This window comes from Lentzea fradiae (genome assembly GCF_900100955.1).
In the GTDB taxonomy this organism is placed as follows: Bacteria; Actinomycetota; Actinomycetes; order Mycobacteriales; family Pseudonocardiaceae; genus Lentzea; species Lentzea fradiae.
The window spans coordinates 194,816-220,840 of the sequence record NZ_FNCC01000006.1; the positions used below are offsets into that span (position 1 = coordinate 194,816).

Genomic DNA, 26,025 nt, shown 5'->3' on the forward strand with positions numbered 1-26,025 from the left:
AAAAAGGGTGTGTGGGGATCAGAGACCGGAAGGCGGTGAACGGTCCCGCTGCGGCGTCCAGCGGATGCCGTCGGGCGTGCGGTGCAGGCGGTGCGCGAAGGCGATCACGTATCGCAGCGGCAACGCGGGCTTCGCGACCGGCGGCACGTCCATCGGCACCTGGGCCTGCGGCACCTGGGCGGCCTGGTGGTTGTGCGGTCTGGGGGCGGTGAGCGGGAGGTTCGCGTACTCGTGGCCGTGCCGGACGACCGAGCCGCCTTCGGCCAGTGCCGGTTCGGCGGGCGCGGCGACGATGAAGAGCTGTCCCAGGAACAGCAGGAAGGCGAGCGCGACCGCGTTGCGACGCATCACCGCTTCCTGCCTCCTCCGACGTACACGAGCGCGCCCCCGACCACAGCGCACAGCCAGGACAGCACCAGCGGCTGCATCGTGGTCGCGCCGAACAGCAACGCCACCGTCCACCCCGCGAGCACCAGTGCCGAAGCAGCGAGCAACGACACCGTCACGGCGAGCTTACGCAGTCCGAACAAGGTCTTGAAAGGACGCAGCCGCAGCGCGACGACGAGACAGCACAGCAGCAGGGCTCCGGTGAAGAACGCGAGGTACGGCGTGGGCCGCGGCATACCGGCGACCAACGCGAGCAGGCCACCGCCTACGAGCAGCAACGACAACGTGCGCAGCGCCCGCCACACCTGCGCCTTGTTCATCCGCGCGGGCCCTGGCGGCTTCGCGGCACGGCGTCGTTGCACGGTCGCGAGGTTGGCCTTGGAGTCCGAGTCGGACGGGTCGAGCTTGATGGCGGACCGGTAGGCGTGCTCGGCGGTGCCCCAGTCGCGCATCCGCAGCGCCGCGTCGCCCAGCACCTGGAACGCCCGCGCCTCGGTGGGCGCGAGCTGCGACGCGTGCAGGGCCGAGTCGAACGCCTCGACGGCGCCGTCCGGGGACTCGGCGAGCACCTCGGCCAGCACGACGTAGCCGCGCCAGTCGCCGGGCTTGCGGCGCACCGACTCGCGGGCCGCGACCGCCGCCTCCTGGTGGCGGCCCAGGTCGTTCAGCGCGAGCGCGGCCAGCCGCTGGGGCCAGGCGGGCTCGCCGTCGAGGATCATCGCGCGCTTGGCCGAGTCGAGCGCCTGGTCCGCCTCCCCCAGGTCGAGGTGGGCGGCCGCGAGCCGGCACCACGCCTCGGCGTGCCGGGGGTTCGCCGCCACGAGGGGCCGCAGCAGGTCGATGGCCTGCCGCGGCTTCCCCGAGGCGGTGAGCTCGGCTGCGCGCAGCAGCACGGCTGTCATCGGCTCGGACACGCCGCACAGTGTGACAAAGCGCCGCGCACACCCGGACGGGTGACCTCAGGAGGAGGCGCCGAACCAGCGGGCGAGCGCCTCGTCCAACGACCGCTGGTCGTCGCCCGCCCACGCCACGTGCCCGTCGGGCCGCAGCAGCACGGCGGGCACGTCGAGCTCCTCGCTGACGTCCACGACGTGGTCGACGCGCCCGGACCAGCCCCGCGCCGACAGCGACCCGGTCTGGTCGAGGAGGACGCCCCTGCCCTCGTGCATGAGGCCGTAGAGCCCGCCGCGCTTGAGCGCGAGGTCGCCGATGCGCCGTCCCACCAGGTCGTCGTCGGAGCCGAGGTCGTAGCGGACCTTCACGGCGATGATCATCTCGATGAGGTACCGGTTGACCTCCTCGATCTTCGCCAGCTCCGTGACCAGCCGCCGCACCGCCTGCGGGCCCGGCTCGACCTTCATCAGCTCGATCTGCGCGCGGGTGTTGTCGAGCACGTCCGCGGCGACCGGGCGCCGTTCGGCCTCGTAGGTGTCGAGCAGGTCCTCGGGCGCCCAGCCCTGCACCGCGGCGGCGAGCTTCCAGCCCAGGTTGAACGCGTCCTGCACGCCGAGGTTGAGGCCCTGGCCGCCGGTGGGCGGGTGGACGTGCGCCGCGTCGCCCGCCAGGAACACGCGCCCGGACCGGTAGCGCTCGGCCAGCCGGGTGGCGTCGCCGAAGCGGGACAGCCAGCGCGGCGAGTGCACGCCGAAGTCTGTGCCCGCGACGCTGCGCAGCTGCCGCTTGAAGTCGTCGAGCGTCGGCTGGACCTCGCGGTCCTCGGTCACCCCCTCCGCCGGGACGACGACCCGGTAGGTCGCGGAGCCGCCGATCGGGCCGACGCCGAACCGCTTCTGCGTCTTGCGGACCTCCAGCATCAGCGGCATCGCCTCCTCCCACGGGATGCCGATCTCCATCTCGCCGAGCAGCGTCTCCACCCGCGACGGCTCGCCGGGGAAGTCGATGCCGGCGAGCTTGCGCACGGTGCTGCGCCCGCCGTCGCAGCCGACGAGGTACTTCGCCCGCAGCGACGTGCCGTCCGCCAGCTCCACGGTCACGCCGTCGTCGTCCTGGCTGAACGCCGTGACGGTCTGCCCGCGCCGCACGTCCGCGCCCACGTCGAGCGCGTGTTCGGTGAGCAGCCGTTCGATGTGCGGTTGCGGCAGGCCGAGCACGACCGGGTACTTGGTGTCGAGCCGTTCCGGCGCGGGGCGGTCGATCCCGGCGAAGAAGCCGGCCAGCGGGTGCGTCGTGCCCGCGTCGAGGAACCGCTGCGCGAGGCCGCGCTGGTCGAGCACCTCGATGCTGCGCGCGTGCAGGCCGAGTGCCCGCACGACCTTCGTCGGTTCCGGGTCGCGTTCGAGCAGCAGCACGCCCACCCCGTGCAGCCGCAGCTCGCCCGCGAGCATCATGCCGGTCGGCCCGCCGCCGGCGATGATGACGTCGATCATGGGTTGAACCCCGTTTCCCCAGGTTGATGGCCTTTCGCCGGGCAATGGTGAAGCATGGCCCGGGTCTTGCCGCAAGCCCTGGGGTGCGCTATATGTTGAAGTGGGAAGAAGTGCGCGGGCGTCAGGACAGCTCGCCGCGCTCCCGCAGATGGGCGAAGACGATCCGGGCCATGTCCGACACCCGGTCCGCGTCCGCGCTGGTCAGCCAGGCGATCTCCGCTATCTCGGCCGACGCCACCGGCTCCCCCTCGAACGACGCGGTGTAGCAGGCCATCCGCAGGGTCACCCCCGGCGGCTTGCCGTGCGCCTGCGCCTCGAACGTCCCCGCGTACCGCGCCGACGAGGCGTCGATCTCGACCGACAGCTCCTCCCGGATCTCGCGGACGAGCGTCTCGACGTCGGTCTCCCCCGGCTCGCGCTTGCCGCCGGGCAGGTAGAACGTGTCGTTGCCGGCCGACCGGGTGCCGAGCACGCGGCCGTCCTTGAGATAGAGCCAAGCCACCTTGTCGATCATGCGAACGACCCTAGGCGAGCGGCCCAGGAGCCGCGCCGTCCCGCCGATCACAATGCGTTGCGGCTTCGGCATTTTTCACCCCTCCAGGTGACTTCGTTACTCCACGTCCGGGGCCCGCCGCAGCTCGGCGGTGCGAGGGAAGAATTCGCCGTAATGACCTGCCCGCCTTCCCGTCTAATGGGTGTGAGCGCCGGAACCGCCGAGCCGGCGCCCGAGCGAGCTGGAGGAACGCACCCGTGGGAGCCAAAGAGGAGTGGCAGGTGAGCTGCCGCGACATCGCTTCGCGCCGACGGGACATGACGGTGTTCGTCAGCCAGGGGCACATCGTGGTCACCGTGCCGCCGGGAGAGGCCGCCGTGCTGACACCACTGGAGGTCGGCCGGTTGCGCGCGGCGCTGCGGGACGCGGTCGTGAGCGCGACGAACACCGAATTGTGACCGCCATCACACCATTACCTACTGACCAGTAGGTTGATGGCACAGTGGGTTCATGCTGATCCGCGTGCTGCTGACCCTGGTCAAAGCCGGAGTGATCCGCCCACTGGGCCCGCGGGGGCTGTCCGGCACCCTCGCCGGCTACCTCCAGTGGGACATCACGCTCGCGTGGGGATACCGGACCGGCGCCGCCAGGCACCCCCACCGCGCGGCGATCATCGACGACGACGGCGTGCTCACGTACGCGGAGGTCGACGAACGCACCAGCGCCCTCGCGCACGCCTTCCACACCGGGGAACGCGTCGGGCTGTTGTGCCGCAACGGTCGCGCGTTCGTCGAGACGCTGACGGCCTGCACGAAGATCGGCGCCGACGCCGTCCTGCTCAACACGGGCCTGAGCGCGGGCCAGCTCGCGCAGGTGGCGCGGGAACAGCGGATCGACCAGCTCGTGGCCGACCGCGAGTTCGCGGACGTGCTGCCGGACGTGCCCACGTACTTCAGCGACGAGCTCGACTCCCTGATCCTCAACGGGCCCGGCACGCCGCTGGCCCGCCGTCCCCCGCGCGGACGGCTGATCGTCCTCACCTCCGGCACCACCGGCGCCCCGAAGGGCGCGCACCGGCCGGAACCCGCGAGCCTCGCCCCCGCCGCCGCACTGCTGTCGCGCATCCCGTTGCGGTACGGCGACGTCATCTCGATCACCTCCCCGCTCTTCCACACCTGGGGCCTCGCCGCGTTCCAGCTGAGCCTCGTCCTCGGCGCCACCTTGGTGCTGCGCCGCGGTTTCGACCCCGCGCAGGCGTTGAAGGACGCCGAACGCTGCACCGCCATGTTCGTCGTTCCCGTGATGTTGCAACGCATGTTGGAGACCCCGCACCGGCCGAAGCTGCGGGTCATCGCGACCAGCGGCTCGGCGTTGCCGCCGAAGGTCACCACCCGCGTGCTCGAGGAGTTCGGCCCCGTCCTCTACAACCTCTACGGGTCGACGGAGGTGAGCTGGGCCAGCATCGCGACGCCCGAGGAGATGCTCAAGGAGCCCGGCACCGCGGGAAAGCCTCCACTGGGCACCCGGCTGGCCATTGTGGACGATCACGGCGTTCCGGTGGCACCCGGCGAGACCGGCCGCATCTTCGTCGGCAACGACATGCTGTTCCACGGCTACACCAACGGCACCGGCAAGGAGTCGGTCGACGGCCTGATGTCCACCGGCGACCTCGGCTACGTCAAGGACGGCCTGCTGTTCGTGGCGGGGCGCGACGACGAGATGATCGTCTCCGGCGGCGAGAACGTCTACCCGCGCGAGGTCGAGGACCTGCTCTCCACGCTCGACGGGGTCCGCGAGGTCTCGGTGACGGGCGTGCCGGACGACAACTTCGGCCAACGCCTCGCCGCCTACGTCGTCGGTGACGAGAGCCTGACAGCGGACCGGATCCGCGCACACGTCAAGGCCAACCTGGCGCGGTTCTCCGTGCCCCGCGACGTCTTCTTCCTCGACGAGCTGCCCCGCAACGCGGCCGGGAAGGTGGTCAAGCGGGAGCTCCGCGAAGCTCCGGCGCGAGGCAGCGGGCAACCGCCCGCGGGTAGTTGACGACCGGACTTTCGCGGCGGATGCCGCATCGCCCGTTCGGCCGCTTGCCCTGACCCGGGTACCTGCTGTTATCGGGCGGTCCGCCCTTCCCGCCGAGGGCGAACTGGGTGATGTCGCAGATGACCCGACTGTGTCATGCTCCGTTCACAACGTGTCCGGTCGACGAGCTAGGGGCGGTCATGACGGGGCAACGTCGCCCGCTGCCGATGTCCGCGGGCCCAGTACTCGCGCGGCGCGGCCCGTGCCACGTCCCGCCACAGCAGCGGATCGGCGCTCTCGGCGCTGACGGGCCCCAGCACCGCGGCACGCACGGATTCGGCCGTCCGGGCGAGGCGCCGGAGCGAGGATGCGCGCAGGATCTCCACGAACGCGTCCACCGCCGGACCGGGAGACCACGACTTGCGCAGCTTCACCGCCGCCCCCACCAGCCCCTCGTGGCCGGGCACCCCGCGCACGACGGCGGGCGACGGCACCCTCTCGCCGGACTCCGGGCGGGACACGTAGCTCATCGACACACCAGGGCAGGCGAGGTCCTCTTGCGACAGGCCATGGCGCACCCCGGCCGCCCACCCTCTCCCCACGGTCGCCACCCAACGGAACGGAGCACCTCAATGAAGCTGAACCCCATCGCCCGCACCATCGCCGCCCTGGTCCTCGGCCTGGGCGCGCTGTTCGCCCTCGGCGGCACGGCCTCGGCGAACGAGCCGGGCGAGTTCACCCCGCCGTACGTCATCCAGCCCTGAAGTGATCCAGCCCTGAAGTGATCCGACTCTGAAGTGATCCAACCCTGATGTCACAACGCTGACGGCGTGCAGCCCTGACGCCGCCGGACACCGTTGACCGGGCAGGGGCACCGGGTGGTCCCGCCTCCCTCGCACGCGGGACCACCCGGTGCCCCGCACCCCGGTTCGCCACACCTGTCCACACCGCCCGCGGTGCGTGAGGCACCCTTGTGGGGTGACTCCGCAACTGCGCACGCCCCGTCACCAGGTGAGCCCCAGGTCCGTCGTGCTGTGGACGATGCAGGCGGCCTTGTTCTGGCTCGTGCTCTTCGTGCCCCAGCTGATCGTGTTCCTGCTGGTGAGCGAGCCGCCCACGTGGGAGGTGGCGCTGCTGGCCGCCACCGGGGCCGTCGGCCTGCTGCACACCGCGGTCGAGCCGAGCTGGCGCTACCGCGTCCACCGCTGGGAGACGACGCCGGACGCCGTGTACACGCTCTCCGGCTGGCTCAGCCAGGAGTGGCGGGTCGCGCCGGTGTCGCGGATCCAGACGATCGACACCAAGCGCGGGCCGTTCCAGCAGATCCTCGGCCTGGCGACGGTGACGGTGACGACGGCGTCCGCCGCGGGTCCGGTGGAGATCGAAGGGCTGGACCACGACGTCGCGCGGCGGCTGGTGGTCGAGCTGACGAACACCACACAGGCCACGCCGGGTGATGCCACGTGAGCAATCCGTGGGAGGCCCCTTCCGGGCTGCCGGCCGCGCCGGAGGCGACCGAGCCGCGGAGCGAGTGGCACCGGCTGCACGTGCGGATGCTCGTCGTGCGCCCGCTCAACGAGGGCGTCACGGCGCTGGCGGCCGTGTTCTTCCTGCTGTTCACCGGTGACGGCGAGAAGTGGCGGATCATCGCGAGCTCCGCGACCGTCGCCGCGATCCTCGCGTTCAGCTACTTCGTCTGGCGCACCACGAAGTACCGCATCACCGACGAGCGGGTCGAGCTGCACACCGGGTTGTTCACCCGCAAGCAGCTCGCCGTGCCGCGCGATCGCATCAGGACGGTCGACCTCACCTCGAAGCCGGGCCACCGGATCTTCGGCCTGTCCGCCGTGCGGATCGGCACCGGCCAGCAGGACGTCCCCGGCTCGGACGGGCTCACCCTCGACGCCGTGACGCAGGAGGAGGCCGAACGGCTCCGGGTGTTGTTGCTGCAGAAGGGAGTCGCCCCGCGACCCGCCGCCGAGCCCGGCGAGGAGACCTCGGCGGAGCCGGTGGAGGTGCCGCGGTCGGAGGTCATCTCGCAGCTCGACCTGAAGTGGCTCAAGTACGCGCCGCTGTCGCTGTCCGGGCTCGTCGCGATCGGCGCGCTGATCGGCCTGCTGACCAACTACGCGGACGACTTCGGCCTGCACCCGGTGCAGAGCCTGTTCGAGTGGCTCTTCGAGGACCCGAGCGTCGGGGTGATCGGCGCGTCCGCGATCGGTCTCGTCGTGGCCGGTCTGGTGCTCTCGGTGCCGATCTACGTCATGCAGTTCTGGAACTACCGGCTCACCCGCGAGCCGGACGCGACCCTGCGCGTGCAGCGCGGCCTGCTCACCACGCGGTCCGTCTCCGTGGAGGAGCAGCGCCTGCGCGGCGTCGACATCCAGGAGCCGCTGCTGGTGCGCGCGGGCAAGGGCGCGAAGGCAGTGGCGGTGACGACGGGCCTGGGCTCGAAGGGCGAGAGCAACCTGCTGCTGCCGCCCGCGCCGATCGAGGTGGCGCACCAGGTCACCCGCGACGTGCTGAAGGTCGACGACGACCCGACGACGAGGACCCTGCGCCCGCACCCGTTCGCGGCGCTGCGGCGCAGCCTGGTCCGGCACGTCGTGCCGTGGGTCGTGATCGCCGCCGGACTCGCGGTCTGGGCCCCGTCGTGGGCCTGGCCGATCCCGGTGGCGATCATCCCGTTCGCCGCGCTGGTGGGCTGGGACAACTACCGCTCGCTCGGCCACGCGCTGGACGACCGGTACCTCATCACCCGCAACAACTCGTTGGTGCGCAGCACCGTCGCGTTGCAGCGCACCGGCATCATCGGCTGGCGCATCCGGCGGTCGTTCTTCCAGCGCCGCAGCGGGTTGATGACGATCGGTGCCACCACGGCGGCCGGTGCGGGCGTCTACCACGTGACGGACGTCGGCGAGGCGGACGGCCTGCTGCTGGCGGACGCGGCGGTGCCGGACCTGTTGCGCCCCTTCCTGGCCGAAAAGTCCACAGAGGACTGAAAGCCCGCGGTCAGGCGCTGCGGAACGTCTGCCGGTAGGCGCTCGGGGACACCCCGATCGTCGCCGCCAGCTGCTGCCGCAGCGCCGCGCCGGTCCCGAACCCGGCGTGGTTCGCGACCTGGTCGATCGGCAGGTCGGTGGTCTCCAGCAGGTGCCGGGCGCGCTCGACGCGCTGCTGGGTGAGCCACTGGCCGGGCGACATGCCCGTCTCCGCGCGGAACCGGCGGGTGAACGTGCGCACGCTCATCCGCACCTGCGCGGCCATCGCGGCGAGGTCGAGCGGCTCTTGGAGGCGTTCCAAGGCCCACTCGCGGGCGAGCGCCGTCGACGTGTCCGGGTAGCTCGGCACCGGCCGGTCGACGAACTGCGACTGGCCGCCCTGCCGCCACGCCGGGACGACGCAGTAGCGGGCGATCCAGTTGGCGACCTCGCTGCCGTGGTCGGACCGGATCACGTGCAGGCACAGGTCGATGCCCGCGGCGACGCCCGCCGAGGTGAGCACGTCGCCGTCGTCGACGAACAGCACGTCCGGGTTCAGCCGGACCTTCGGGTAGAGCGCCCGGAACTGGTCGGTGGCGCCCCAGTGCGTGGTCGCGGGCCTGCCGTCGAGCAGCCCGGCGGCCGCGAGCACGAACGCGCCCGTGCAGATCGACATGATCCTCGGCGCGTTCGTCGTGGTGAGGGCCTCCAGGACCGCCGGTTCGAGCCTGCCCTCGCGCGCCGGCGGGTAGTGGGTGCCCGGCACGAGCACGGTGTCCGCGTCTTGGAGCGCCTCCAAGCCGTGGTCCGGCGTGATGGTGAAGCCACCGGTCGTCGGGATCGGGCGGCGGTCCGGCGAGCAGACGACCACCTCGTAGAGGTCCGCGAGCCGGGCGAACATGTGCGTCGAGGTGCCGATGTCGAACGCGACGGACTGGTCGAGCGCCAGGACGGCGATCCGGTGCATGGCCCGATTCTTTCACATGTTGGCTTTTCGGCCACTGGCCGCCCGATCGCCGCTCGCCGAACCTTGTCGTCGTGAGAATGCATTGGGCCTGGGTTGTCGCGGGTGTGTCCTTCATCGCCCTGGTGGGCGCGGCGTCGTTCCGCGCGGCGCCGGGTGCGTTGATCGAACCGTTGCGGGCCGAGTTCGGCTGGTCGACCGGCACGATCTCGCTGGCCATCTCGATCAACCTGCTGCTCTACGGGCTGACCGCTCCGTTCGCCGCCGCGCTGATGGACCGCTTCGGCGTGCGGGTCGTGGTGACCTGGGCGTTGACGATGGTCGCGATCGGCAGCGGGCTGACCGTGTTCATGACGGAGTCGTGGCAGCTCGTGCTGCTCTGGGGCGTCGTCGTCGGGCTCGGCACCGGGTCGATGGCGCTCGCGTTCGTCGCGACGATCACCGGCCGGTGGTTCGTCCGGCACCGCGGCCTCGTCACGGGGGTGCTGACGGCGGGCGGCGCGGCCGGTCAGCTGGTGTTCCTGCCGACCGTCGCGTGGCTGTCCGAGAGCTACGGCTGGCGGCCCGCGTCGCTGGTCATCTGCATCGCGGCGCTGGCCGTGGTGCCGCTGGCCGCGTTCTTCCTGCGCGAGTACCCGCGCGACGTGGGCCTGCTGCCGCTCGGCGCGAGCGAGGACACTCCCCCGCCGCCGTCCGGTGGTGCCGCCCGGCGGGCGCTCGGCGGGCTGGTGCACGCCGCGAAGACCCGGCCGTTCTGGTTGCTGGCCGGTGGGTTCGCGATCTGCGGCGCGTCCACGAACGGTCTGGTCGGCACGCACTTCATCCCCGCCGCGCACGACCACGGCATGCCGACGACGACCGCCGCGGGCCTGCTGGCGCTGGTCGGCGTGTTCGACATCGTGGGCACCATCGCGTCCGGCTGGCTGACCGACCGCGTCGACTCACGGCTGCTGCTCGCGTCCTACTACGCGCTGCGCGGCCTGTCGCTGATGCTGCTGCCGCAGCTGTTCGGCGAGGCCGCGCACCCGTCGATGCTGGTGTTCATCATCTTCTACGGTCTCGACTGGGTGGCGACCGTGCCGCCGACCGTGGCGTTGTGCCGCCAGTACTTCGGCCTGTCCGGGCCCGTCGTGTTCGGCTGGGTGTTCGCCTCGCACCAGCTCGGCGCCGCGCTGGCCGCGTCCGCCGCGGGCCTGACCCGCGACCACCTGGGCAGCTACGACCTGGCCTGGTACGTCGCGGGTGCCCTCTGCATCGGCGCGGCGGCGCTGTCAGCGTCGCTTGCGCGAGGTTCCGAAGACGCCCCGCGTGATCTCGCGCGCCAGGGTGCTGCCGGCTGACCGCAGGAACGACTTCACGGCGGTGTTGCCCAGCACCTTCTCGACGAGCCCCGGTTCCTCCTTCTCCTGCCTGCGCGGAGGAGGTTCCGGGGCCTTCTCCTGAGGCGGAGGCGGTGCGACCTTCTTCATCAGCTGCTCGTAGGCCGACTCGCGGTCGACGGTCTCCGCGTACTTGCCGTGCAGCTCCGACTCCGCCGCCGCCTGTTTGATCGCGTCGTCGCCGATGGTGTCCATCAACGACCGGGGCGCCCGCAGCCGCGTCCAGGCGACCGGCGTCGGAGCGCCCTTCTCGCTCAGCACCGTGATGATCGCCTCGCCGATGCCGAGCGACGTGAGCGCCTTCTCCAGGTCGTAGTGCGGTGTCGTCGGGTACGTCTTCACCGTGCGCGCCAACGCCTTCTGGTCGTCCGGCGTGAACGCGCGCAACGCGTGCTGGACCCGTGCGCCGAGCTGCGACAGCACCTCGTTCGGGACGTCGGTCGGCAGCTGCGTGCAGAAGAAGACGCCGATCCCCTTGGACCGGATGAGCTTCACGGTCCGGGTGATCTGGTCGAGGAACGCCTTGGACGCGTCGGCGAACAGCAGGTGCGCCTCGTCGAAGAAGAAGACCAGCTTGGGCTTCTCGACGTCGCCCTCCTCCGGCAGCGTCTCGAACAGCTCGGCCAGCAGCCACATCAGGAACGTGGAGAACAGGGCCGGGTTGCCTTGCAGCTCCGCCAGCTCCAGCAGGCTGATGACACCCCGGCCGCCGCGCTGGCGCATCAAATCCGCCGGGTCGAGCTCGGGTTCGCCGAAGAACCTGTCCCCGCCCTGCGCCTCCAGGTTCACGAGCGCCCGCAGGATCACCCCCGCCGTCGCGCCGGAGACCCCGCCGATGCCCTTCAGGTCCTCCTTGCCCTCGTCGCTCGTGAGGTGCTGGATGACGCTGCGCAGGTCCTTCGTGTCGAGCAGCGGCAGGCCCCGCGAGTCGGCCCAGTGGAAGATCAGGCCGAGCGTCGACTCCTGGGTGTCGTTCAGCCCCAGCACCTTCGACAGCAGGATCGGCCCGAAGCTCGTGACGGTCGCCCGCAGCGGCACGCCGAGGCCGCCGGTGCCGATCGACAGGAACTGCACGGGGAAGGACTGCGGCTGCCAGTCGTCGCCGGTGTCCTGCGCGCGGGACGTGGTGCGGTCGCTCACCTCGCCCTGCCGCGACAGCCCGGACAGGTCGCCCTTCACGTCCGCCATGAGCACCGGGACGCCGTTGGCGGACAGCTGTTCGGCGAGCAGCTGCAGGGTTTTCGTCTTCCCGGTACCGGTCGCGCCCGCGACGAGCCCGTGCCGGTTGACCATGGACAACGGGATGCGGACCTGTGCGGCGGGTTCGACGGTTCCGTCGACCAGCACCGCGCCCAGCTCGATGGCCGCGCTCCCGGAGGCGTAGCCCGCAGCGATCTCACCCTGAGCCGTCATGCACGGGGAGCGTAACCGTGTTGCCGCACGCCGCCACTCGAAGCCGGGCGCCGCGCAGTAATGTTCCCGGGGTGATGGATCGTCTGGTGTGGATCGACTGCGAGATGACCGGACTCGACCTGGGCAAGGACGCTCTGATCGAGATCGCGGCACTGGTCACGGACGCCGAGCTCAACGTGCTCGGCGACGGCGTGGACATCGTGATCCACGCGGACGACGAAGTGCTCGCCTCGATGCCGGAAGTCGTCATGGAGATGCACGCCAAGTCGGGCCTGACCGAGGAGGTGCGCGCCTCCGCGGTGACGCTGGAGGAGGCAGAGGCCGCCGTGCTGGCCTACATCAAGGAGTGGGTGCCGGACCCGCGCACCGCTCCCCTGGCCGGCAACTCCATCGCCACCGACCGCGGCTTCATCGCCCGCGACATGCCCGCGCTCGACGCGCACCTGCACTACCGCATGGTCGACGTGTCGTCGATCAAGGAGCTGTGCCGGCGCTGGTACCCGCGCATCTACTACGCGCAGCCGGGCAAGGGCCTCGCGCACCGGGCGCTCGCCGACATCGTCGAGTCGATCCGGGAGCTCGCCTACTACCGGCGCACGGCGTTCGTGCCGCAGCCGGGACCGACGACCGAACAGGCCCAGGCCGTGGCCGCTGACCTGCTGAAGAACGTCAAGTAGCCCCCCGATTTCAATATCGGTAGCTGCCGTTGCTATGCTTTCCTCGCCGGTCAACGACCGGCGATGGTGGGTGTAGCTCAGCCGGTAGAGCACTGGGTTGTGATCCCAGGTGTCGCGGGTTCAAGTCCCGTCACTCACCCTTTGTCGAAAGGCCCTCGCGATCGCGGGGGCCTTTCTTCACGTCCGGGGAGCTTCTTCATGACCACTCTTGTCGCCAAGGACCTCGCCGCCGGACACGGTGACCGCGTCCTGTTCTCCGGCCTCGACCTCGTGGTCGCTCCCGGCGACGTCATCGGGCTCGTCGGCGTGAACGGCGCCGGCAAGTCGACGTTGCTCAAGACCCTCGCCGGGCTGGTCCCCGCCGAGTCGGGCCGGATCACGCTGAACCCGCCGTCCGCGTCCATCGGCCACCTGCCCCAGGAGCCGGAGCGCCGTGAGGGCGAGACGCTGCGGGACTTCCTGGCCCGCCGCACCGGTGTCGCGGCTGCCCAGGCCGCGCTGGACGCCGCCACCGAGGCGTTGACCGCGGGCAACGACGAGGGCTACTCCGACGCGCTGGACCACTGGCTCGCCCTGGGCGGCGCGGACCTGGAAGAGCGCTCCCAGGAAGTCCTCGACGACATCGGCCTGGCCGTGGGCCTGGACGCGCTGATGACGTCGCTGTCCGGCGGTCAGGCGGCACGGGCGGGCATGGCGTCGTTGCTGCTGAGCCGGTACGACGTGTTCCTGCTCGACGAGCCGACCAACGACCTCGACCTGGACGGCCTGGAACGGCTGGAGAAGTTCGTCACCGGCCTGCGCGCCGCGACGGTGCTGGTGTCGCACGACCGCGAGTTCCTCGCCCGCACGGTGACGAGCGTGCTGGAGCTCGACCTGCACCAGAACGCCGTGCACCTCTACGGCGGCGGCTACGAGTCGTACCTGGAGGAACGGGCGCGGGCCCGGCAGCACGCCCGTGACGACTACGAGGAGTTCGCCGACACCAAGGCGTCGCTGGAGGCCCGTGCCCGGATGCAGCGGGCGTGGATGGAGAAGGGCGTGAAGAACGCCCGGCGCAAGGCGGGCGACAACGACAAGAACGCCCGCAAGTTCCGCGCCGACGCCACCGAGAAGCAAGCGTCGAAGGCCAGGCAGACCGACCGCATGATCGAACGGCTGGACGTCGTCGAGGAGCCCCGCAAGGAGTGGGAGCTGCGGATGGAGATCGCCGCGGCCCCGCGGTCCGGTGCGGTCGTGGCGTCGTTGCGGGCGGCCGTGGTCGAGCGCGGCGGGTTCCGGCTCGGCCCGGTGGACCTGCAGGTCGACTGGGCGGACCGGGTCGCGATCACCGGGGCGAACGGTGCCGGCAAGTCGACGCTGCTGGCCGCGTTGCTGGGCCGGGCGGAGCTGACCTCCGGCTACGCGACGCTGGGGTCCGGCGTCGTGGTCGGCGAGGTGGACCAGGCCCGCGGACTGTTCCTCGGCGACCTGCCGCTCGCCGACGCGTTCGAGCAGGCCGTGCCGGAGATGACGCCCGCCGACGTGCGGACGCTGCTCGCGAAGTTCGGGCTGAAGGCGGCGCACGTGCGGCGTCCGGCGGCGTCGCTGTCACCGGGTGAGCGGACGCGGGCGGCGCTCGCGCTGTTGCAGGGCCGCGGGGTCAACCTGCTGGTGCTGGACGAGCCGACGAACCACCTCGACCTGCCCGCGATCGAGCAGTTGGAGCAGGCCCTGGACAGCTACCCCGGCACGTTGCTGCTCGTGACGCACGACCGCCGGATGCTGGAGGCCGTGCGGGTGAACCGTCACCTGACCGTCGCGAACGGCCAGGTGACGGTTTCCTAGCGCTCTAGCGGTTGCCCTGCACCCAGGTGCTCCAGGGCACCTGCCAGTCGCCGAAGCCGTCCCACTCCTGCAACGGCGGGCCACCGGAGTTGGTGACGATCACCACGTCGCCCTGCTTGCTGTTGTCGAACACCCACTTGGCGTTCTCCTGCGACAGGTTCAGGCAGCCGTGGCTCACGTTGCGGTGCCCCTGGTCCCCGACCGACCACGGCGCGCCGTGGAAGAAGATGCCGCTGTTGGACATGCGGTACGCCCAGTCGACCGGGGTGCGGTAGCCGCCGTTCTCCAGCGCCAGGCCGTACGTGGTCGAGTCCATGACCATGTGGGAGTACTTCTCCATCAGCACGTACGTGCCGGTGGGGGTGGCGTCGGCCGGCTTGCCCATCGAGGTCGGCATGGTCCGCACGACCTGGCCGTTGACCTTCACGTTCACCTGGTGCGTCTGCCCGTCGGCCTCGTAGATGACCTCGTCACCGACGGTCGTGGTGATCGTGCGGTCCTCCTGGCCGTAGATGCCGTCACCGACGTGCTTGCCGTAGACCTTGATGTTCATCGTGATCTTGGTGCCCGGCTTCCAGAACTTCTCGGGACGCCAGTGCACCTCCTTCTTGTTGAACCAGTAGAAGGCGCCCTCGACCTTGGGCTCGGTGGTGATCTCCAGCATCTTCTCGGCGGCGACCTTGTCGGCCACCGGCTCGTCGAAGTAGAAGGCGAGCGGCTGCCCCACCCCGATCGTGGTGCCGTCCTGCGGGTTCACCGACACGTAGGTGAGCGTGCGCGGCTTCACCGTCGTGAAGGACGACTCCTTGGTCTCGGTCTTGCCGTCCGCGCCGGTCGCCGTGGCGCTCAGCTTGTACGTCTTCGAGTACCCGAGCGGCTCGGTGTTGGTCCACTGCGTCGACTCGGGGTTCATCTTCCCCTCGACGACCTTGCCGTCGGCGTTGGTGAGCTTGACGTCGGTGAGCTTCCCGTCCGCCGCCGTGGCGATCACCGGCAGCCCGGGAGACACGTCCGCGGCACCGTCGTTGAGGGCCAGCGTCAGCGTGACCGGTTTCGGCGGAGGAGGAGCGGCGCTCGACTCCCCACCGGCGCCCATGGTCGCCCCGCCGTCATCCCCGCCCGAACAGCCTGCGATCAGAATCACAGCGAGTCCCGCCGCGACCACCCCGCGACCGCGCCTGCCCCACATCGCCATCGACGCACTTCCGATCTGTCTTGTCGCCACTCCCGGAACCGCCTGCACGAAGCGTTCAGCGTCCCCCTAATCAGGGGACGCCCAGTAGTGGTCAGAAGTTGCCCGAGTGGCCGGATCGTTACGCGGTCGATGCACCCCCACACCCCGGCTGACCAGCCGATTGGGAGTGCGCGTCGGCCATGTGCTAACGTTCTTCACGTCGGAACGCGAGTTACCGGCACACAAACAAGCGCCGCTAGCTCAGTTGGTTAGAGCAGCTGACTCTTAATCAGCGGGTCCGGGGTTCGAGTCCCTGGCGGCGTACACCGGAGAAGCGGGTGGAGATTCGTCTCTACCCGCTTTTTCGCGTTTCCGGACTCATCTTCATTCGTCGCTGTGGATCATGATTTGCGACCCGCAAGACATTGCCTGACGCGTCGATCAGCGACCCTGGCCCGTTAGGCCGTTCGGGCCCAGCTCGTCCAAAACGCCGTTCCACGCCACCCCCGCTGTGATGATGGGCGCAAGGGGGAATGCGTCGTGATCGGTGGAAGCCCGGAGCAGGTTGAGCGCCAGATCGAGGACTGGGCGCAGCAGGCTGAGCAGAAAGCTCAGCGTTATCAGCAGATGAGCGCGGCGGTCTCGGCCGTCAGTGCCACCGAGTCGTCGCCGGACGGCGTGGTCAAGGTGACCGTGAACGCCTCCGGCGCGATGTCGGCGCTGGAGCTGACCGACCGCATCCGCGAGCAGAGCGGGTCCGCGGTGGCCGCGCAGATCATGGCGTGCGTCCAGCGGGCGCAGGCCAAGCTCGCCGGCCAGGTCGCGGCGGCCATGCAGGCCACCATCGGCGACGAGCAGTCGACGATCGACACCGTCGTGTCCGGTTACGAACAGCGCTTCCCCGAGCCGGTCAGCCCTGCCACCAGCACCTCCCCCGGATACAAGCGCATCGGTGAGCTGGAGGACGACACACCGCCTCCACCGGTGGAACGACGGCAGCCGCAACGCCGTCCGCGTGACGAGGACGACGACTTCGACGGCGGTTCTTACCTGCGTTGATGCCTGCGGCCAATCCACAGGGGAGGGGATTGTCGTGACCGGATTCGAGCTGGTGCCGGAGGAACTGCGTGCGCACGCGGCGCGCCTGGACGGGATCAGGGACAAGCTGTCGACGGCGCTCGACGCCGCGCGCACGGTCAGCCTGCCGACCGGGGCGTACGGCGTGATCTGCCAGTTCTTCCCGCCGATGGTCGATCCCGTCGAGCAGATGGGCATGGACGCCATCTCCGAGGCCGTGTCCGCGATGGAGTCGACGGCGACCGGGATCCGCGAGACGGCGACGGCGTACGAGGCGGTCGACGAGACCAACAGCCAGGCGTTCGGCTCATGAGCAACCCGCTGGTCGCGCAACGCCAGGACTCCACCACCGGCGTCACCGGCATCGGCATCCTGGAGTCGGTCAACGACGTCAAGTCCGGCATCGAGTCGGGGTCGTGGCTCGAAGCGGGACTCGGGCTCGCCGGTGCCGGCATGGAGGCGCTCGGGCTGATCACCGACCCGGTCGGCACGCTGTTGTCGTACGCGGTGTCGTGGCTGATGGAGCACGTCAAACCGTTGTCGGACGCATTGGACTGGCTGGCGGGTGATCCGGACACGATCGCGTCGTACGCGGCGACGTGGAGGAACGTGTCGGCCGCGATCGGCACGGCCACGCAGGACTTCACGCGTGAGGTCGAGACCGGGACCTCCGGCTGGACCGGCGCGACCGCGGACGCCTACCGGGCCAGCGCGAAGGCCGAGGCGGAGCACCTGGCCGGCGCGGCGGACGCGGCGGGCACCGTCGGCACGGTGGTCGAGGTCGTCGGCGTGCTGGTCGGTGTGGTGCGGGAGACGGTGCGGGACCTGATCGCGGAGTGCATCGCGACGTTGATCGCGCGGATTCCGCGGTGGATCGCGGAGATCGCGGGCACGCTGGGCATCGGCACCGCCGCCGTGTTGCCGGAGGCGATCGCGTTGATCGCCAAGTGGGTGCGGCGGATCAGCGAGTTCATCCAGAAGCTGGTGCGGTCGATCGGCAAGCTCCAGCCGTTGCTGAAGAAGCTGGACGAGATCTGGGCGGCGATCAAGAAGGGGCTCGGGTCGCTGCGCAGGGGTGCCAAGGGTGTCGATGGCGTGCACGCTCCCGATGGCGTACGTCCGTCCTCTGTGGACGCCCCCGGCACGCCCCACAGCTTGCCCGGTACGACCAGCCCGTCCGGCACCACGTCTCCGTCGAGCGCGCCGGACACGACGTCACCATCGAGCACGACCTCGCCGTCCAGCACCTCAAGTGCGACAAGTTCCAGCCCGACAAGCTCCAGCCCGCCGAGCAGCAGTCCGGACGCGACCTCGCCCAGCGGCAACAGCTCGTCCAGCTCCTCGCCCGGTTCGGCGAAGCCCGGCTCGTCGCCGGACGCCGACAGCCCGAGCCGGCCGGACAACCCGGACACCACCAGGGCTCAGGAACCGAACCGCGTCTGCGAGAACGACCCGATCGACGTCGCCTCCGGCGAGATGGTGCTCGGGCAGTCCGATGTGGAACTCCCGGGCGTTCTGCCGCTGGTCGTCCGGCGAACGCACGTCTCGTCGTACACGGCGGGAACCGTGTTCGGTCGATCGTGGGCGAGCTCGTTGTCGCAGCGCGTCGAAGCGGACGCCAAGGGACTGGTGTTCGTCGCGGACGACGGCATGATCCTCGTCTACCCGAACCCGCAGGCCACCGAGGTGCTGCCGGTGACAGGGCCGCGCTGGCCGTTGTCCCGGACTTCCAGCGGGTATCTGGTGCAGCGCACGGACAACGGCCAGAAGCTTCACTTCGCCGACACCGGCCATCTGGAGGCGATCACCGACCGCGGCGACCACCACCGGATCGACTTCGAACGGCACCCGTCCGGTGACCTCAAAGCTGTCCGGCACAGCGGCGGCTACCACGTCGACGTCGACACCGAAGGTGGCCGGATCACCGAGCTGCGGCTGCGCAACCCGGAGACCGGCGAGGGCACCACACTCGTCAAGTACCGCTACGACCACAACGGCAACCTGTTCGCGGTCTTCAACTCCTCCGGTCAGGCACTGACGTTCGACTACGACGCCGACGGCAGGATCGTGCGGTGGATCGACCGCAACGGCGGCTGGTACCGCTACCGCTACGACGCTCAGGGCCGTTGTACCGCGAACGAAGGAGCCGACGGGTTCCTCGACGGCTCCTTCGAGTACGAGCAGGGCGTCACCCGGTTCACGGACGCGCTGGGCAACGTCACCAAGTACGTGATCAGCCGGCGCGGCCAGATCCTCGCCACCACCGACCCGCTCGGCAACACCACCACGCAGGAATGGAACGAGCGCGACCAGCTGGTGTCCAAAACGGACCCGTTGGGCCGGACGGATCGTTACGAGTACGACGAACGCGGCAACCTCACGGTGTGGACCCGGGCTGACGGCACCCAGCTGCGCGCCGAGCACGACGACAACGGCCGTCCGCTCGTCACGATCGACCCCGACGGCGCGATCTGGCGGCGCACCTACGACGAGGCGGGCCGGGTCACGTCGGTCACCGGCCCCACGGGCGAGCTGACCCGGTGCGAGTACGACGAGCTCGGTCAGCTCGCCGCTGTGACCGACCCGCTCGGCCGGGTCCGGCGGACCGAGAGCAACCGGCTCGGCCTGCCGGTGCAGGAGATCGACCCCGACGGCCGGATCACCCGCTACCACCGCGACCACTTCGGCCGCGTCACCACGATCATCGAACCCGGTGGCCGGGTCACGAAGCTGACGTGGACGGTGGAGGGCAAGCTGCTCAGCCGCACCGGCGGCGACGGCGCGACCGAGGTGTGGCGCTACGACGGTGAGGGCAACCAGGTCGAGTACCGCGACGCCACCGGGCGGTTCAGCACCGAGACGGCGACGCACTTCGACCTGCCGCGCACCAGAACGTTCCCGGACGGCTCGCGGCTGGTCTTCTCCTACGACAAGCTGCTGCGGCTCACCTCGGTCACCAACGCGCACAACCAGGTCTGGCGCTACGAGTACGACGCGGCCGGGCGGTTGGTGGCCGAGCACGACTTCAACGGCCGCACGATCCGCTATCGCCGCGACGCCGCCGGTCAGCTGGTCGGCAAGGTCAACGGCCGCGGCGAGGAGATCGCGTACCTGCGCGACAACGTGGGCAAGGTCCGCGAACGCCGTTTCGGTGACGTGGTCGAGACGTTCGAGTACGACCCGGTAGGGCGGCTCATCCGCGCCCGCAACCGCGACGCCGATGTGGTCCTGCGCCGCGACCCGCTCGGCCGTGTGCTGGAGGAGAGCGTCAACGGCCGGGGCGTGTTGTCGACGTTCGACGCGATCGGCCGCCGTACTTCCCGCACGACCCCGACCGGCGTGCTTTCCCGTTGGCGGTACGGCACTTCAGCGCTCGCCGAACAGCTGCACACCGGCAGCCACACGATCTCGTTCGGCTACGACGCCGCAGGCCGCGAGACCGCCCGCACCGTCGACGCGCTGACCGCCATCACCCGCGGCTGGGTCGGCGAACGCCTCGACACGCAGGCAGTCGCGGTGCACGACGTCGAGGTGCAGCGCCGCCGTTACCACTACGACCGGGCCGGAACCGTTGTCGGCGTCGACGACCTGCTCGCCGGCGACCGCCGGATGGCGCTGGACGACGGCTCCCGCATCACCGAGGTCACCGGCCCCGGCTGGCACGAGCGTTATGCCTACGACGCGACCGGCAACATCACCAGCGCCGTGTGGCCCGGCGGTGGCGAAGCGCAGGGCCCGCGCCAGTACGCGGGCGCGGCGTTGATGGCGGCCGGCAACATCCGCTACCGGTACGACGACCAAGGCCGCGTGGTCCAGCGGCAGCGCAAACGCCTGTCCGCCAAGCCCGACACGTGGCACTACACCTGGGACGCGGACGACCGCCTGGTCGAGGTCGTCACCCCGGACGGCGTGCGCTGGCGCTACCTCTACGACCCGCTCGGCCGTCGCATCGCCAAGCTACGCGCCGATGGTCTTGAACGCGTCGACTTCTGCTGGGACGGCCTGGTCGTCGCCGAGCAGATCACCACGGCAGGCACCGCGACGACGTGGGACTGGGAACCGGGCACGTTCAACCCGATCTGCCAGACCGAACGCGTGCGCGGCGCGGACCAGGCGTGGTTCGACCGCGAGTTCCACTCGATCGTCACGGACCTGGTCGGCGCGGTCTCCGAACTGGTGTCCGCCGACGGCACAGTGGCGTGGCGCCGCCAGGCCAACATCTGGGGCGCTTCCCGGGGTGCGGCTCCGACGCCGTTGCGCTTCCCCGGCCAGTACTACGACGCCGAGTCCGGCCTGCACTACAACAACGCCCGCTACTACGACCCGGAGACCGGCCGCTATACGTCGATCGACCCGCTGGGGCTGGCACCCGCGCCGAACCCGCAGGCGTACGTGCCGAACCCGTTGTCCGCGACCGACCCGATGGGCATGTCGCCGTGTCGCACGTTCTACAGCGTGCAAGGTCCGTCCGACGCCGATCGTCTGCTGAACCACGGCGGCGAACCGTGGCCGTCCGGCGTCGATCCTCAGGGCCGCCCGCGTTCGGAGCTCGGCGAAGGTCTGTACGCCTGGGAGAACCGGGCGCAGGCCGAGCGGTATCTGGAGAACGTGAGCGGCAGGCCGGGTGGACCGTCCGACTTGGAGATCATCGAGCACCGGATCCGGGGCGAGGACTACGACAACCTGCGGCACGCCGACATGACCACAATGGACGATGACGCGGCCACTGACCTGTGGAACTCGGGCGGCAACCACGACTACGATCACGTCACGCGCGGAACGGGCCGTTACGGCAACGAGCACTACTTCCGCGGCTCGGTGTTCCACCTGTTCACCAACACCAGGAGCACGTGATGTTCGATGGCCGCACCGGTGAGTTCGTGCTGAAGCGGCAAAAGGGCGGCGTCGGGTACTTCGGGCAGGTCCGGGTGCGAGTGGTCGCCGGGGTGGAACCTGTCGTGTGGCAGGTGGATCCGGCGGATTCCTCGTCGTTGCAGCCGGGGACCGACCACGAGCTCGTCGCGGCCGCGCTGGCCGGGGTGGCTGACGGGCTGCGGCTGGTGGCCGAGGCAGGAGTGGACGTCACCGGGTGGTCGGCCGAGGTGGTGCACGTGCAGCTGAACTTCACGGACATCGAGGAGTCAGCGGTGCGGGCGGCGGGTGCGCTGGCGGTCGGCGACGCGTTCGAGGTGGGGATGGAGCCGGTCTTCGACGGCGGATGGACGGCCCGGCTGGCGGGCTGAACGCCTGCGGCGCGGTGGACGCCGATGCTGTCACCTCGGTGCGAACACGACGCTCACCGGCGCGGATGCCTCGCCACCCCCGGTGTCCTGCACGAAGAGGACCATCACCGCGAGGAAGACGAGCAACAAGAGGACGCCCACCAGCGCGATGATCCGGCCTCGGCGCGAGCCGGCGCCGCGACGGTCCCCCACCTCCGCCACTGCCGGCGGCGACGCCACGGACAGCCCGGCGTCCTCTGGCGATCTTCCCGGACTTGCGCAGCCTCGACAGCAACGGATACATCGCGCCCTCGCTCGCCGTCAGCCGCAGCTCGTCGCTGATCCGGCGGAGCAGCTCCGTGCTGTACATCTCGCGCTCCGCGACCAGCGCGAGCACGCAGTACTCGAGCGTGCCGCGCAGCAGTGCCGTCGTCACCGGCTCCTCAGCCACGCCATACACGGTGGCTTGCGACGCAAGGGGTGTCGCCGTGGGGGTGGTCCGGCGTCGCCCGATCAGGTTCGGTGCCGCGCTACCGCGACAGCGTCCGCAGGTCCTCGAACGCCTGCAGCAGGTGTGCGTCCAGGCCGGTGGAGGGCTCGGCGAGCCACCGCGGGACCGCGTGGTGGCAGGCGGCCCAGCCGGTGCGGGCGGCCAGGACCGCGAGGCCGTCGGGGACGCCACGGTCACGCAGGCCGCGCACGACGACCTCGATCAAGCCGTCGTGCTTGGCCAGCTCCCGTTCGCGCAGCGCCGGGGTCACGGCGACTACTTCACCGCCGAGGCCGGCGCACGGGCCGACGAGGTCTGGCGCCGGGCCTGACGCGTCATCTCGCCCCGGTGCCTTCGAGGTAGCGCAGCACGGCCGTCACCCGCCGGTCCGCGCGGTCGTCCGGGGTGAGGTCGAGCTTCGCGAAGATGTTGCGGATGTGCTTGTGCACGCCGCCTTCGGTGACGCAGAGCTTCTCGGCGATGGCGGCGTTGCCGAGCCCTTCCGCCATCAGCGCGAGGACCTCCCGCTCCCGCGGGCTCAACCGGCCGAGGGCGCTGGTGTGCGGGTTGCGGGCCAGCAGCTGGCCGACGACCTCGGGGTCCACGGCGGTGCCGCCGCCCGCCACCCGGTGCAGGGCGGTGAGGAACTCGTCGACCCGGCCGACCCGTTCCTTCAGCAGGTAGCCGAGGCGATTGGCGCCGCCGGTCAGCAGCTCGGTGGCGAACGCCTGTTCCACGTACGCCGAGAGCACGAGCACCGCCAGGCCGGGGCGGCGGCGTCGTGCCTCGACGGCCGCCACGATGCCCTCGTCGGTGTGCGTGGGCGGCATCCGCACGTCGACGATGGCGACGTCCGGTTCGTGCTCGGTCACGGCGGCCAGGAACGAGCCAGGAGTGTCGGCGGTCGCCACCACGTCGAGCGACTCGGCGCGCAGCAGCAACGCCAGACCCTCGCGCAGCAACGGGTCGTCCTCCGCGATCACGATCCGCACGGCAGCTCCACTCGCATCGTCGTCGGTCCTCCCGACGGGCTGTCCAAGGTGAACCGGCCGTCGTACGCCTCCACCCGGCGGCGGATGCCGGCCAGACCCGACCCGCCGGTCTCGTCCGCGCCGCCCTTGCCGTCGTCGGTGATCCGCAGCCGCAGCCGGTCACCCGCTCCGGCCACCTCGACCACCGCCCGTGTGGCGCCGCTGTGCTTCGTGATGTTGGACAACGCCTCGGCCACCACGAAGTACGCGGTGGCCTCGACCGAGACCGCGCACCGGCCGGGGACGTCCACCACCATCTCGCACGGCACCGCGCAGCTGGTCGCGAGGCCCGTCAGGGCGCCGGAGAGCCCGCGGTCGGCCAGCACCGGCGGGAGGATGCTCCTGGCGACCGCGCGCAGTTCGGACAGCGCCTGCTCGGCGGCGTCCTGGGCGCGGTCGAGGGCGGCGTGCGCGGCGGCGGGATCGCGGTCCACGGCCCGCCGGACGGCGCCGAGCAGCACGTTCACCGCGACGAGCCGGTTCTGCGTGCCGTCGTGCAACGACCGCTCGATGCGGCGCAGCTCGGCGGCGTGCGCGTCCAGGGCGGCGGCACGGGTCGCGGTCAGCTCGGCGATCCGCAACGAGAGGTCGGCACCCGCGGGCGGCGCCAGCAGCTGGCGTCCCGGCCACTCCTGCAGCCGCACGAGCACCGGCCCCGCCACGACGAGGAGGGCGGCGTAACCGAACCCGGTCAGGGCCACGCCGAGCGCGCTGGGCAGGTCGGTGACGGCCCAGAAGATGAGGTCGGGCCTGTTGTCCGACGGCGGAAGCCGGTGGTACCAGAGCGGGTACGTCAGGTTCTGCACCGTGTAAGCGGGCAGCGCGAGCCCGAGGAACCCCGCCGCCAGGCCGAGGGTGGTGTGCAGCGGGAGCCAGGCCAGCTCGCGCAGCACCGTCACGTCGCGCAGGGCGGCCCGCGCCGAGCGCGGCACCGGTCCGGGGTCAAGCACGCCGAGCCGCGCCCGTTCCCGGTTCGCGACCGATCGCAGCGCCTGCAACGCCGCTGGCAGCAGCAGAACGCCGACGCCCAGGAGGCCGAGCACTGCGACCACGCCGAGCACGACGACGGCGGCCACCGCGAGCAACGCCGTGCCGAACCCGCCGACGAGGCGCACGACGACGTCGAGCGACGCCCGCAGACGCTCCCGGACCCGAGCCATGACACCTCCCCGGCCGGGACCCTAACCGACCTCGGGGCCGCCGGAAGCCCTTGCGGCGGAAGAGGGGTGCCTCCTGCACCCCGGTTCGTCCAGCAGGCTGGATTGTTCGCCCGGACGGACGCGAACAGACTCCGGTTCTTGTGAAATCCCTTTCTTCTCAACCGAAACACGCGCGGTACCGCCGCGTGGTCGCCACCACGGCGGCCGTGCTGGCCGCGGCCGGTGCCCTCGTGTTCGTCCCCGCCGGTCAGGCGGAACCCCGTCCCGACGCTCTTCAGCAGGGCATCGACAAGCTCGTCGGCCCCGACCGGCACCCCGGCGCGCTGGCGGCGGTGCGCGACCGGCACGGCCGGACCCGGCACTACACGGCCGGGGCGGGCGACCTGCGCACCGGCGCGAAGGTGCCGGTGAACGGCAGGGTGCGGATCGGCAGCGCCAGCAAGATGTTCGCCGCCGTGCTCGTGCTGCAGCTCGCCGGTGAGGGCAAGGTGGACCTCGACGCGTCGGTCGAGCAGTACCTGCCCGGAATGGTGCACGGCAAGAACGTCGACGCCTCGAAGATCACGGTCCGCCAGCTGCTCCGGCACGACAGCGGCCTGCCCGAGTACACCGACGCGTTGTTCCCCCGCATCGAAACCCTGCTGGAGTACCGGGACGTCTACTTCGAGCCGCGGCAGCTGGTCGACCTGGCCAACGGCATGGAGGAAGGCCGTCCTTCCGGCGGCGGGTGGTCCTACAGCAACACGAACTACGTCCTGGCCGGTCTCATCGCCCAGCGGGTCACCGGACGCCCGTTCGACGAGTTGGTGACCACCAGGGTCATCCAGCGGATCGGCCTGCGCGACACCTACGCGCCCGCGGTCGGCGAACGCGACCTGCACGGCCGGCACGCGCGGGGCTATCAGCGCGACATGGCGACCGACGAGCTCGTCGACATCACGCGGATGGACCCGGGCTGGGGCTGGGCCGCGGGCCATCTGGTGTCCACTCCCGACGACCTCAACACGTTCCTGCGCGCACTGCTGGACGGGAAGCTGCTCGCACCGGCGCAGCTGGCCCAGATGCGCGACACGATCCCGCTGGACCCGGAGGCGCCCTCGGGCGCGGGCTACGGACTCGGCTTGTTCCGGCTGCCGTTGAGCTGCGGTGTGGTCGCGTGGGGCCACGGCGGCGACATCCAGGGCTACTCGACCGTCAACGGTGCCACCGAGGACGGCCGCACGGCCACCCTCGTCGTCACGTCGCTCAACGGTTCGGTGAAGGACAAGTCCGTCGCCGCCGACCGCAGCGCGCTGCTGGATGCCGCGCTGTGCAAGAGCTGACGACCATCGGGGTGGTGCTGGC

At 70.8% G+C, this 26,025-nt stretch carries 24 protein-coding genes and 2 tRNA genes; 15 read left to right on the forward strand and 11 right to left on the reverse strand.

All coding sequences use genetic code 11. The features are described 5' to 3' along the window. Window positions 1-18: 18 nt before the first annotated feature. From BLT23_RS15445 to BLT23_RS15460, 4 genes are all read right to left on the reverse strand, one after another. Complete coding sequence (locus tag BLT23_RS15445; RefSeq protein WP_090049766.1) at window positions 19-348, reverse strand: hypothetical protein; 330 nt, start codon at window positions 346-348, stop codon at window positions 19-21. Continuing rightward, window positions 348-1,301: a tetratricopeptide repeat protein gene (locus tag BLT23_RS15450; protein WP_090049768.1), complete on the reverse strand. Its 954-nt coding sequence runs from the start codon at window positions 1,299-1,301 to the stop codon at window positions 348-350. Before BLT23_RS15450 ends, BLT23_RS15445 begins: the two co-directional genes overlap by 1 nt. Window positions 1,302-1,346: 45 nt before the next feature. Beyond that, the gene (gene rox / locus BLT23_RS15455) at window positions 1,347-2,774 is read right to left on the reverse strand and encodes a rifampin monooxygenase (RefSeq protein WP_090049772.1); all 1,428 of its coding nucleotides are present in this window, start codon (window positions 2,772-2,774) and stop codon (window positions 1,347-1,349) included. A gap of 121 nt (window positions 2,775-2,895) precedes the next feature. Beyond that, window positions 2,896-3,288: an NUDIX hydrolase gene (locus BLT23_RS15460; RefSeq protein WP_090049774.1), complete on the reverse strand. Its 393-nt coding sequence runs from the start codon at window positions 3,286-3,288 to the stop codon at window positions 2,896-2,898. A 236-nt stretch (window positions 3,289-3,524) separates the two neighbouring features. Here BLT23_RS15460 and BLT23_RS15465 point away from each other — a divergent pair, with 236 nt between their 5' ends. Then, entirely contained in the window at window positions 3,525-3,725 is a 201-nt protein-coding gene (locus BLT23_RS15465; protein ID WP_090049776.1) for a hypothetical protein, read from the forward strand. Window positions 3,726-3,777: 52 nt separating this feature from the next. Beyond that, on the forward strand, window positions 3,778-5,310 hold the full coding sequence (locus BLT23_RS15470) for an AMP-binding protein (RefSeq protein WP_176946766.1): 1,533 nt from the start codon (window positions 3,778-3,780) through the stop codon (window positions 5,308-5,310). Between the two features lie 167 nt (window positions 5,311-5,477). On the opposite strand, the gene BLT23_RS15475 is transcribed toward BLT23_RS15470, so the two are convergent. Then, entirely contained in the window at window positions 5,478-5,819 is a 342-nt protein-coding gene (locus tag BLT23_RS15475) for a hypothetical protein (RefSeq protein ID WP_090049778.1), read from the reverse strand. A gap of 102 nt (window positions 5,820-5,921) precedes the next feature. Between BLT23_RS15475 and BLT23_RS42040 the strand changes: the two genes are divergently transcribed. The 3 genes from BLT23_RS42040 (at window position 5,922) to BLT23_RS15485 (ending at window position 8,291) form a co-directional block, all read left to right on the forward strand. After that, window positions 5,922-6,053 (forward strand): hypothetical protein, encoded by a 132-nt coding sequence (locus BLT23_RS42040; protein ID WP_281248846.1) that lies wholly within the window; start codon window positions 5,922-5,924, stop codon window positions 6,051-6,053. 214 nt (window positions 6,054-6,267) lie between these two features. Continuing rightward, window positions 6,268-6,756 carry a PH domain-containing protein gene (locus BLT23_RS15480; RefSeq protein ID WP_342713663.1) on the forward strand — a complete coding sequence of 163 codons (489 nt, stop codon included), beginning with the start codon at window positions 6,268-6,270 and terminating at the stop codon, window positions 6,754-6,756. Then, window positions 6,753-8,291, forward strand: coding sequence for a PH domain-containing protein (locus BLT23_RS15485; RefSeq protein WP_245743974.1), 1,539 nt, complete (start codon window positions 6,753-6,755; stop codon window positions 8,289-8,291). The genes BLT23_RS15480 and BLT23_RS15485 overlap by 4 nt, the downstream gene beginning before the upstream one ends. A 10-nt stretch (window positions 8,292-8,301) precedes the next feature. On the opposite strand, the gene BLT23_RS15490 is transcribed toward BLT23_RS15485, so the two are convergent. Further along, entirely contained in the window at window positions 8,302-9,237 is a 936-nt protein-coding gene (locus BLT23_RS15490; RefSeq protein ID WP_090049780.1) for a GlxA family transcriptional regulator, read from the reverse strand. 77 nt (window positions 9,238-9,314) lie between these two features. On the opposite strand from BLT23_RS15490, the gene BLT23_RS15495 reads away from it, so the two are divergent. Continuing rightward, window positions 9,315-10,574, forward strand: coding sequence for an MFS transporter (locus BLT23_RS15495; RefSeq protein WP_090049782.1), 1,260 nt, complete (start codon window positions 9,315-9,317; stop codon window positions 10,572-10,574). Here BLT23_RS15495 and BLT23_RS15500 read toward each other — a convergent pair. Next, window positions 10,506-12,026 carry a helicase HerA-like domain-containing protein gene (locus BLT23_RS15500; protein WP_090049784.1) on the reverse strand — a complete coding sequence of 507 codons (1,521 nt, stop codon included), beginning with the start codon at window positions 12,024-12,026 and terminating at the stop codon, window positions 10,506-10,508. The genes BLT23_RS15495 and BLT23_RS15500 overlap by 69 nt on opposite strands. 71 nt (window positions 12,027-12,097) lie before the next feature. On the opposite strand from BLT23_RS15500, the gene orn reads away from it, so the two are divergent. The 3 genes from orn (at window position 12,098) to BLT23_RS15515 (ending at window position 14,527) form a co-directional block, all read left to right on the forward strand. After that, window positions 12,098-12,703, forward strand: coding sequence for an oligoribonuclease (gene orn, locus BLT23_RS15505; protein ID WP_090049786.1), 606 nt, complete (start codon window positions 12,098-12,100; stop codon window positions 12,701-12,703). A gap of 66 nt (window positions 12,704-12,769) precedes the next feature. Then, window positions 12,770-12,842: transfer RNA gene (locus BLT23_RS15510), tRNA-His, on the forward strand. A gap of 59 nt (window positions 12,843-12,901) precedes the next feature. Then, window positions 12,902-14,527 carry an ABC-F family ATP-binding cassette domain-containing protein gene (locus BLT23_RS15515; RefSeq protein ID WP_090049788.1) on the forward strand — a complete coding sequence of 542 codons (1,626 nt, stop codon included), beginning with the start codon at window positions 12,902-12,904 and terminating at the stop codon, window positions 14,525-14,527. Between the two features lie 4 nt (window positions 14,528-14,531). Here BLT23_RS15515 and BLT23_RS15520 read toward each other — a convergent pair whose 3' ends face one another. Beyond that, window positions 14,532-15,671 carry a L,D-transpeptidase gene (locus BLT23_RS15520; protein WP_245743975.1) on the reverse strand — a complete coding sequence of 380 codons (1,140 nt, stop codon included), beginning with the start codon at window positions 15,669-15,671 and terminating at the stop codon, window positions 14,532-14,534. Window positions 15,672-15,951: 280 nt separating this feature from the next. On the opposite strand from BLT23_RS15520, the gene BLT23_RS15525 reads away from it, so the two are divergent. The 5 genes from BLT23_RS15525 to BLT23_RS40030 all read left to right on the forward strand — a co-directional run bounded on the left by BLT23_RS15525 (window position 15,952) and on the right by BLT23_RS40030 (window position 22,021). After that, window positions 15,952-16,025 (forward strand) — tRNA-Lys (locus tag BLT23_RS15525). Between the two features lie 216 nt (window positions 16,026-16,241). Continuing rightward, window positions 16,242-16,760 carry a YbaB/EbfC family nucleoid-associated protein gene (locus BLT23_RS15530; RefSeq protein WP_090049792.1) on the forward strand — a complete coding sequence of 173 codons (519 nt, stop codon included), beginning with the start codon at window positions 16,242-16,244 and terminating at the stop codon, window positions 16,758-16,760. A gap of 34 nt (window positions 16,761-16,794) precedes the next feature. After that, window positions 16,795-17,091 carry a type VII secretion target gene (locus BLT23_RS15535; protein ID WP_245743976.1) on the forward strand — a complete coding sequence of 99 codons (297 nt, stop codon included), beginning with the start codon at window positions 16,795-16,797 and terminating at the stop codon, window positions 17,089-17,091. After that, window positions 17,088-21,632: an RHS repeat-associated core domain-containing protein gene (locus BLT23_RS15540; protein WP_090049794.1), complete on the forward strand. Its 4,545-nt coding sequence runs from the start codon at window positions 17,088-17,090 to the stop codon at window positions 21,630-21,632. The genes BLT23_RS15535 and BLT23_RS15540 overlap by 4 nt, the downstream gene beginning before the upstream one ends. Further along, window positions 21,632-22,021 carry a hypothetical protein gene (locus tag BLT23_RS40030; RefSeq protein WP_143035945.1) on the forward strand — a complete coding sequence of 130 codons (390 nt, stop codon included), beginning with the start codon at window positions 21,632-21,634 and terminating at the stop codon, window positions 22,019-22,021. Before BLT23_RS15540 ends, BLT23_RS40030 begins: the two co-directional genes overlap by 1 nt. A 509-nt stretch (window positions 22,022-22,530) precedes the next feature. Here BLT23_RS40030 and BLT23_RS15550 read toward each other — a convergent pair. The 3 genes from BLT23_RS15550 to BLT23_RS15560 all read right to left on the reverse strand — a co-directional run bounded on the left by BLT23_RS15550 (window position 22,531) and on the right by BLT23_RS15560 (window position 24,681). Continuing rightward, window positions 22,531-22,761: a hypothetical protein gene (locus BLT23_RS15550; RefSeq protein WP_090049797.1), complete on the reverse strand. Its 231-nt coding sequence runs from the start codon at window positions 22,759-22,761 to the stop codon at window positions 22,531-22,533. Between the two features lie 64 nt (window positions 22,762-22,825). Next, window positions 22,826-23,482: a response regulator gene (locus BLT23_RS15555; RefSeq protein ID WP_090049798.1), complete on the reverse strand. Its 657-nt coding sequence runs from the start codon at window positions 23,480-23,482 to the stop codon at window positions 22,826-22,828. Next, window positions 23,470-24,681 (reverse strand): sensor histidine kinase, encoded by a 1,212-nt coding sequence (locus BLT23_RS15560; protein WP_090049801.1) that lies wholly within the window; start codon window positions 24,679-24,681, stop codon window positions 23,470-23,472. Before BLT23_RS15560 ends, BLT23_RS15555 begins: the two co-directional genes overlap by 13 nt. A 185-nt stretch (window positions 24,682-24,866) precedes the next feature. On the opposite strand from BLT23_RS15560, the gene BLT23_RS15565 reads away from it, so the two are divergent. Further along, the gene (locus tag BLT23_RS15565) at window positions 24,867-26,003 is read left to right on the forward strand and encodes a serine hydrolase domain-containing protein (RefSeq protein ID WP_090049803.1); all 1,137 of its coding nucleotides are present in this window, start codon (window positions 24,867-24,869) and stop codon (window positions 26,001-26,003) included. Window positions 26,004-26,025 lie beyond the last annotated feature (22 nt).

Bases quoted from the DNA above. Each gene is read 5' to 3' on its own strand.
- BLT23_RS15500 (WP_090049784.1), bottom strand. From the start codon at position 12,026: ATGACGGCTCAGGGTGAGATCGCTGCGGGCTACGCCTCCGGGAGCGCG.
- BLT23_RS15540 (WP_090049794.1), top strand. From the start codon at position 17,088: ATGAGCAACCCGCTGGTCGCGCAACGCCAGGACTCCACCACCGGCGTC.
- BLT23_RS15475 (WP_090049778.1), bottom strand. From the start codon at position 5,819: ATGAGCTACGTGTCCCGCCCGGAGTCCGGCGAGAGGGTGCCGTCGCCC.
- BLT23_RS15515 (WP_090049788.1), top strand. From the start codon at position 12,902: ATGACCACTCTTGTCGCCAAGGACCTCGCCGCCGGACACGGTGACCGC.
- BLT23_RS15445 (WP_090049766.1), bottom strand. From the start codon at position 348: ATGCGTCGCAACGCGGTCGCGCTCGCCTTCCTGCTGTTCCTGGGACAG.
- BLT23_RS15495 (WP_090049782.1), top strand. From the start codon at position 9,315: ATGCATTGGGCCTGGGTTGTCGCGGGTGTGTCCTTCATCGCCCTGGTG.
- rox (WP_090049772.1), bottom strand. From the start codon at position 2,774: ATGATCGACGTCATCATCGCCGGCGGCGGGCCGACCGGCATGATGCTC.
- BLT23_RS15490 (WP_090049780.1), bottom strand. From the start codon at position 9,237: ATGCACCGGATCGCCGTCCTGGCGCTCGACCAGTCCGTCGCGTTCGAC.
- BLT23_RS15560 (WP_090049801.1), bottom strand. From the start codon at position 24,681: ATGGCTCGGGTCCGGGAGCGTCTGCGGGCGTCGCTCGACGTCGTCGTG.
- BLT23_RS42040 (WP_281248846.1), top strand. From the start codon at position 5,922: ATGAAGCTGAACCCCATCGCCCGCACCATCGCCGCCCTGGTCCTCGGC.
- BLT23_RS15470 (WP_176946766.1), top strand. From the start codon at position 3,778: ATGCTGATCCGCGTGCTGCTGACCCTGGTCAAAGCCGGAGTGATCCGC.
- BLT23_RS15460 (WP_090049774.1), bottom strand. From the start codon at position 3,288: ATGATCGACAAGGTGGCTTGGCTCTATCTCAAGGACGGCCGCGTGCTC.
- BLT23_RS40030 (WP_143035945.1), top strand. From the start codon at position 21,632: ATGTTCGATGGCCGCACCGGTGAGTTCGTGCTGAAGCGGCAAAAGGGC.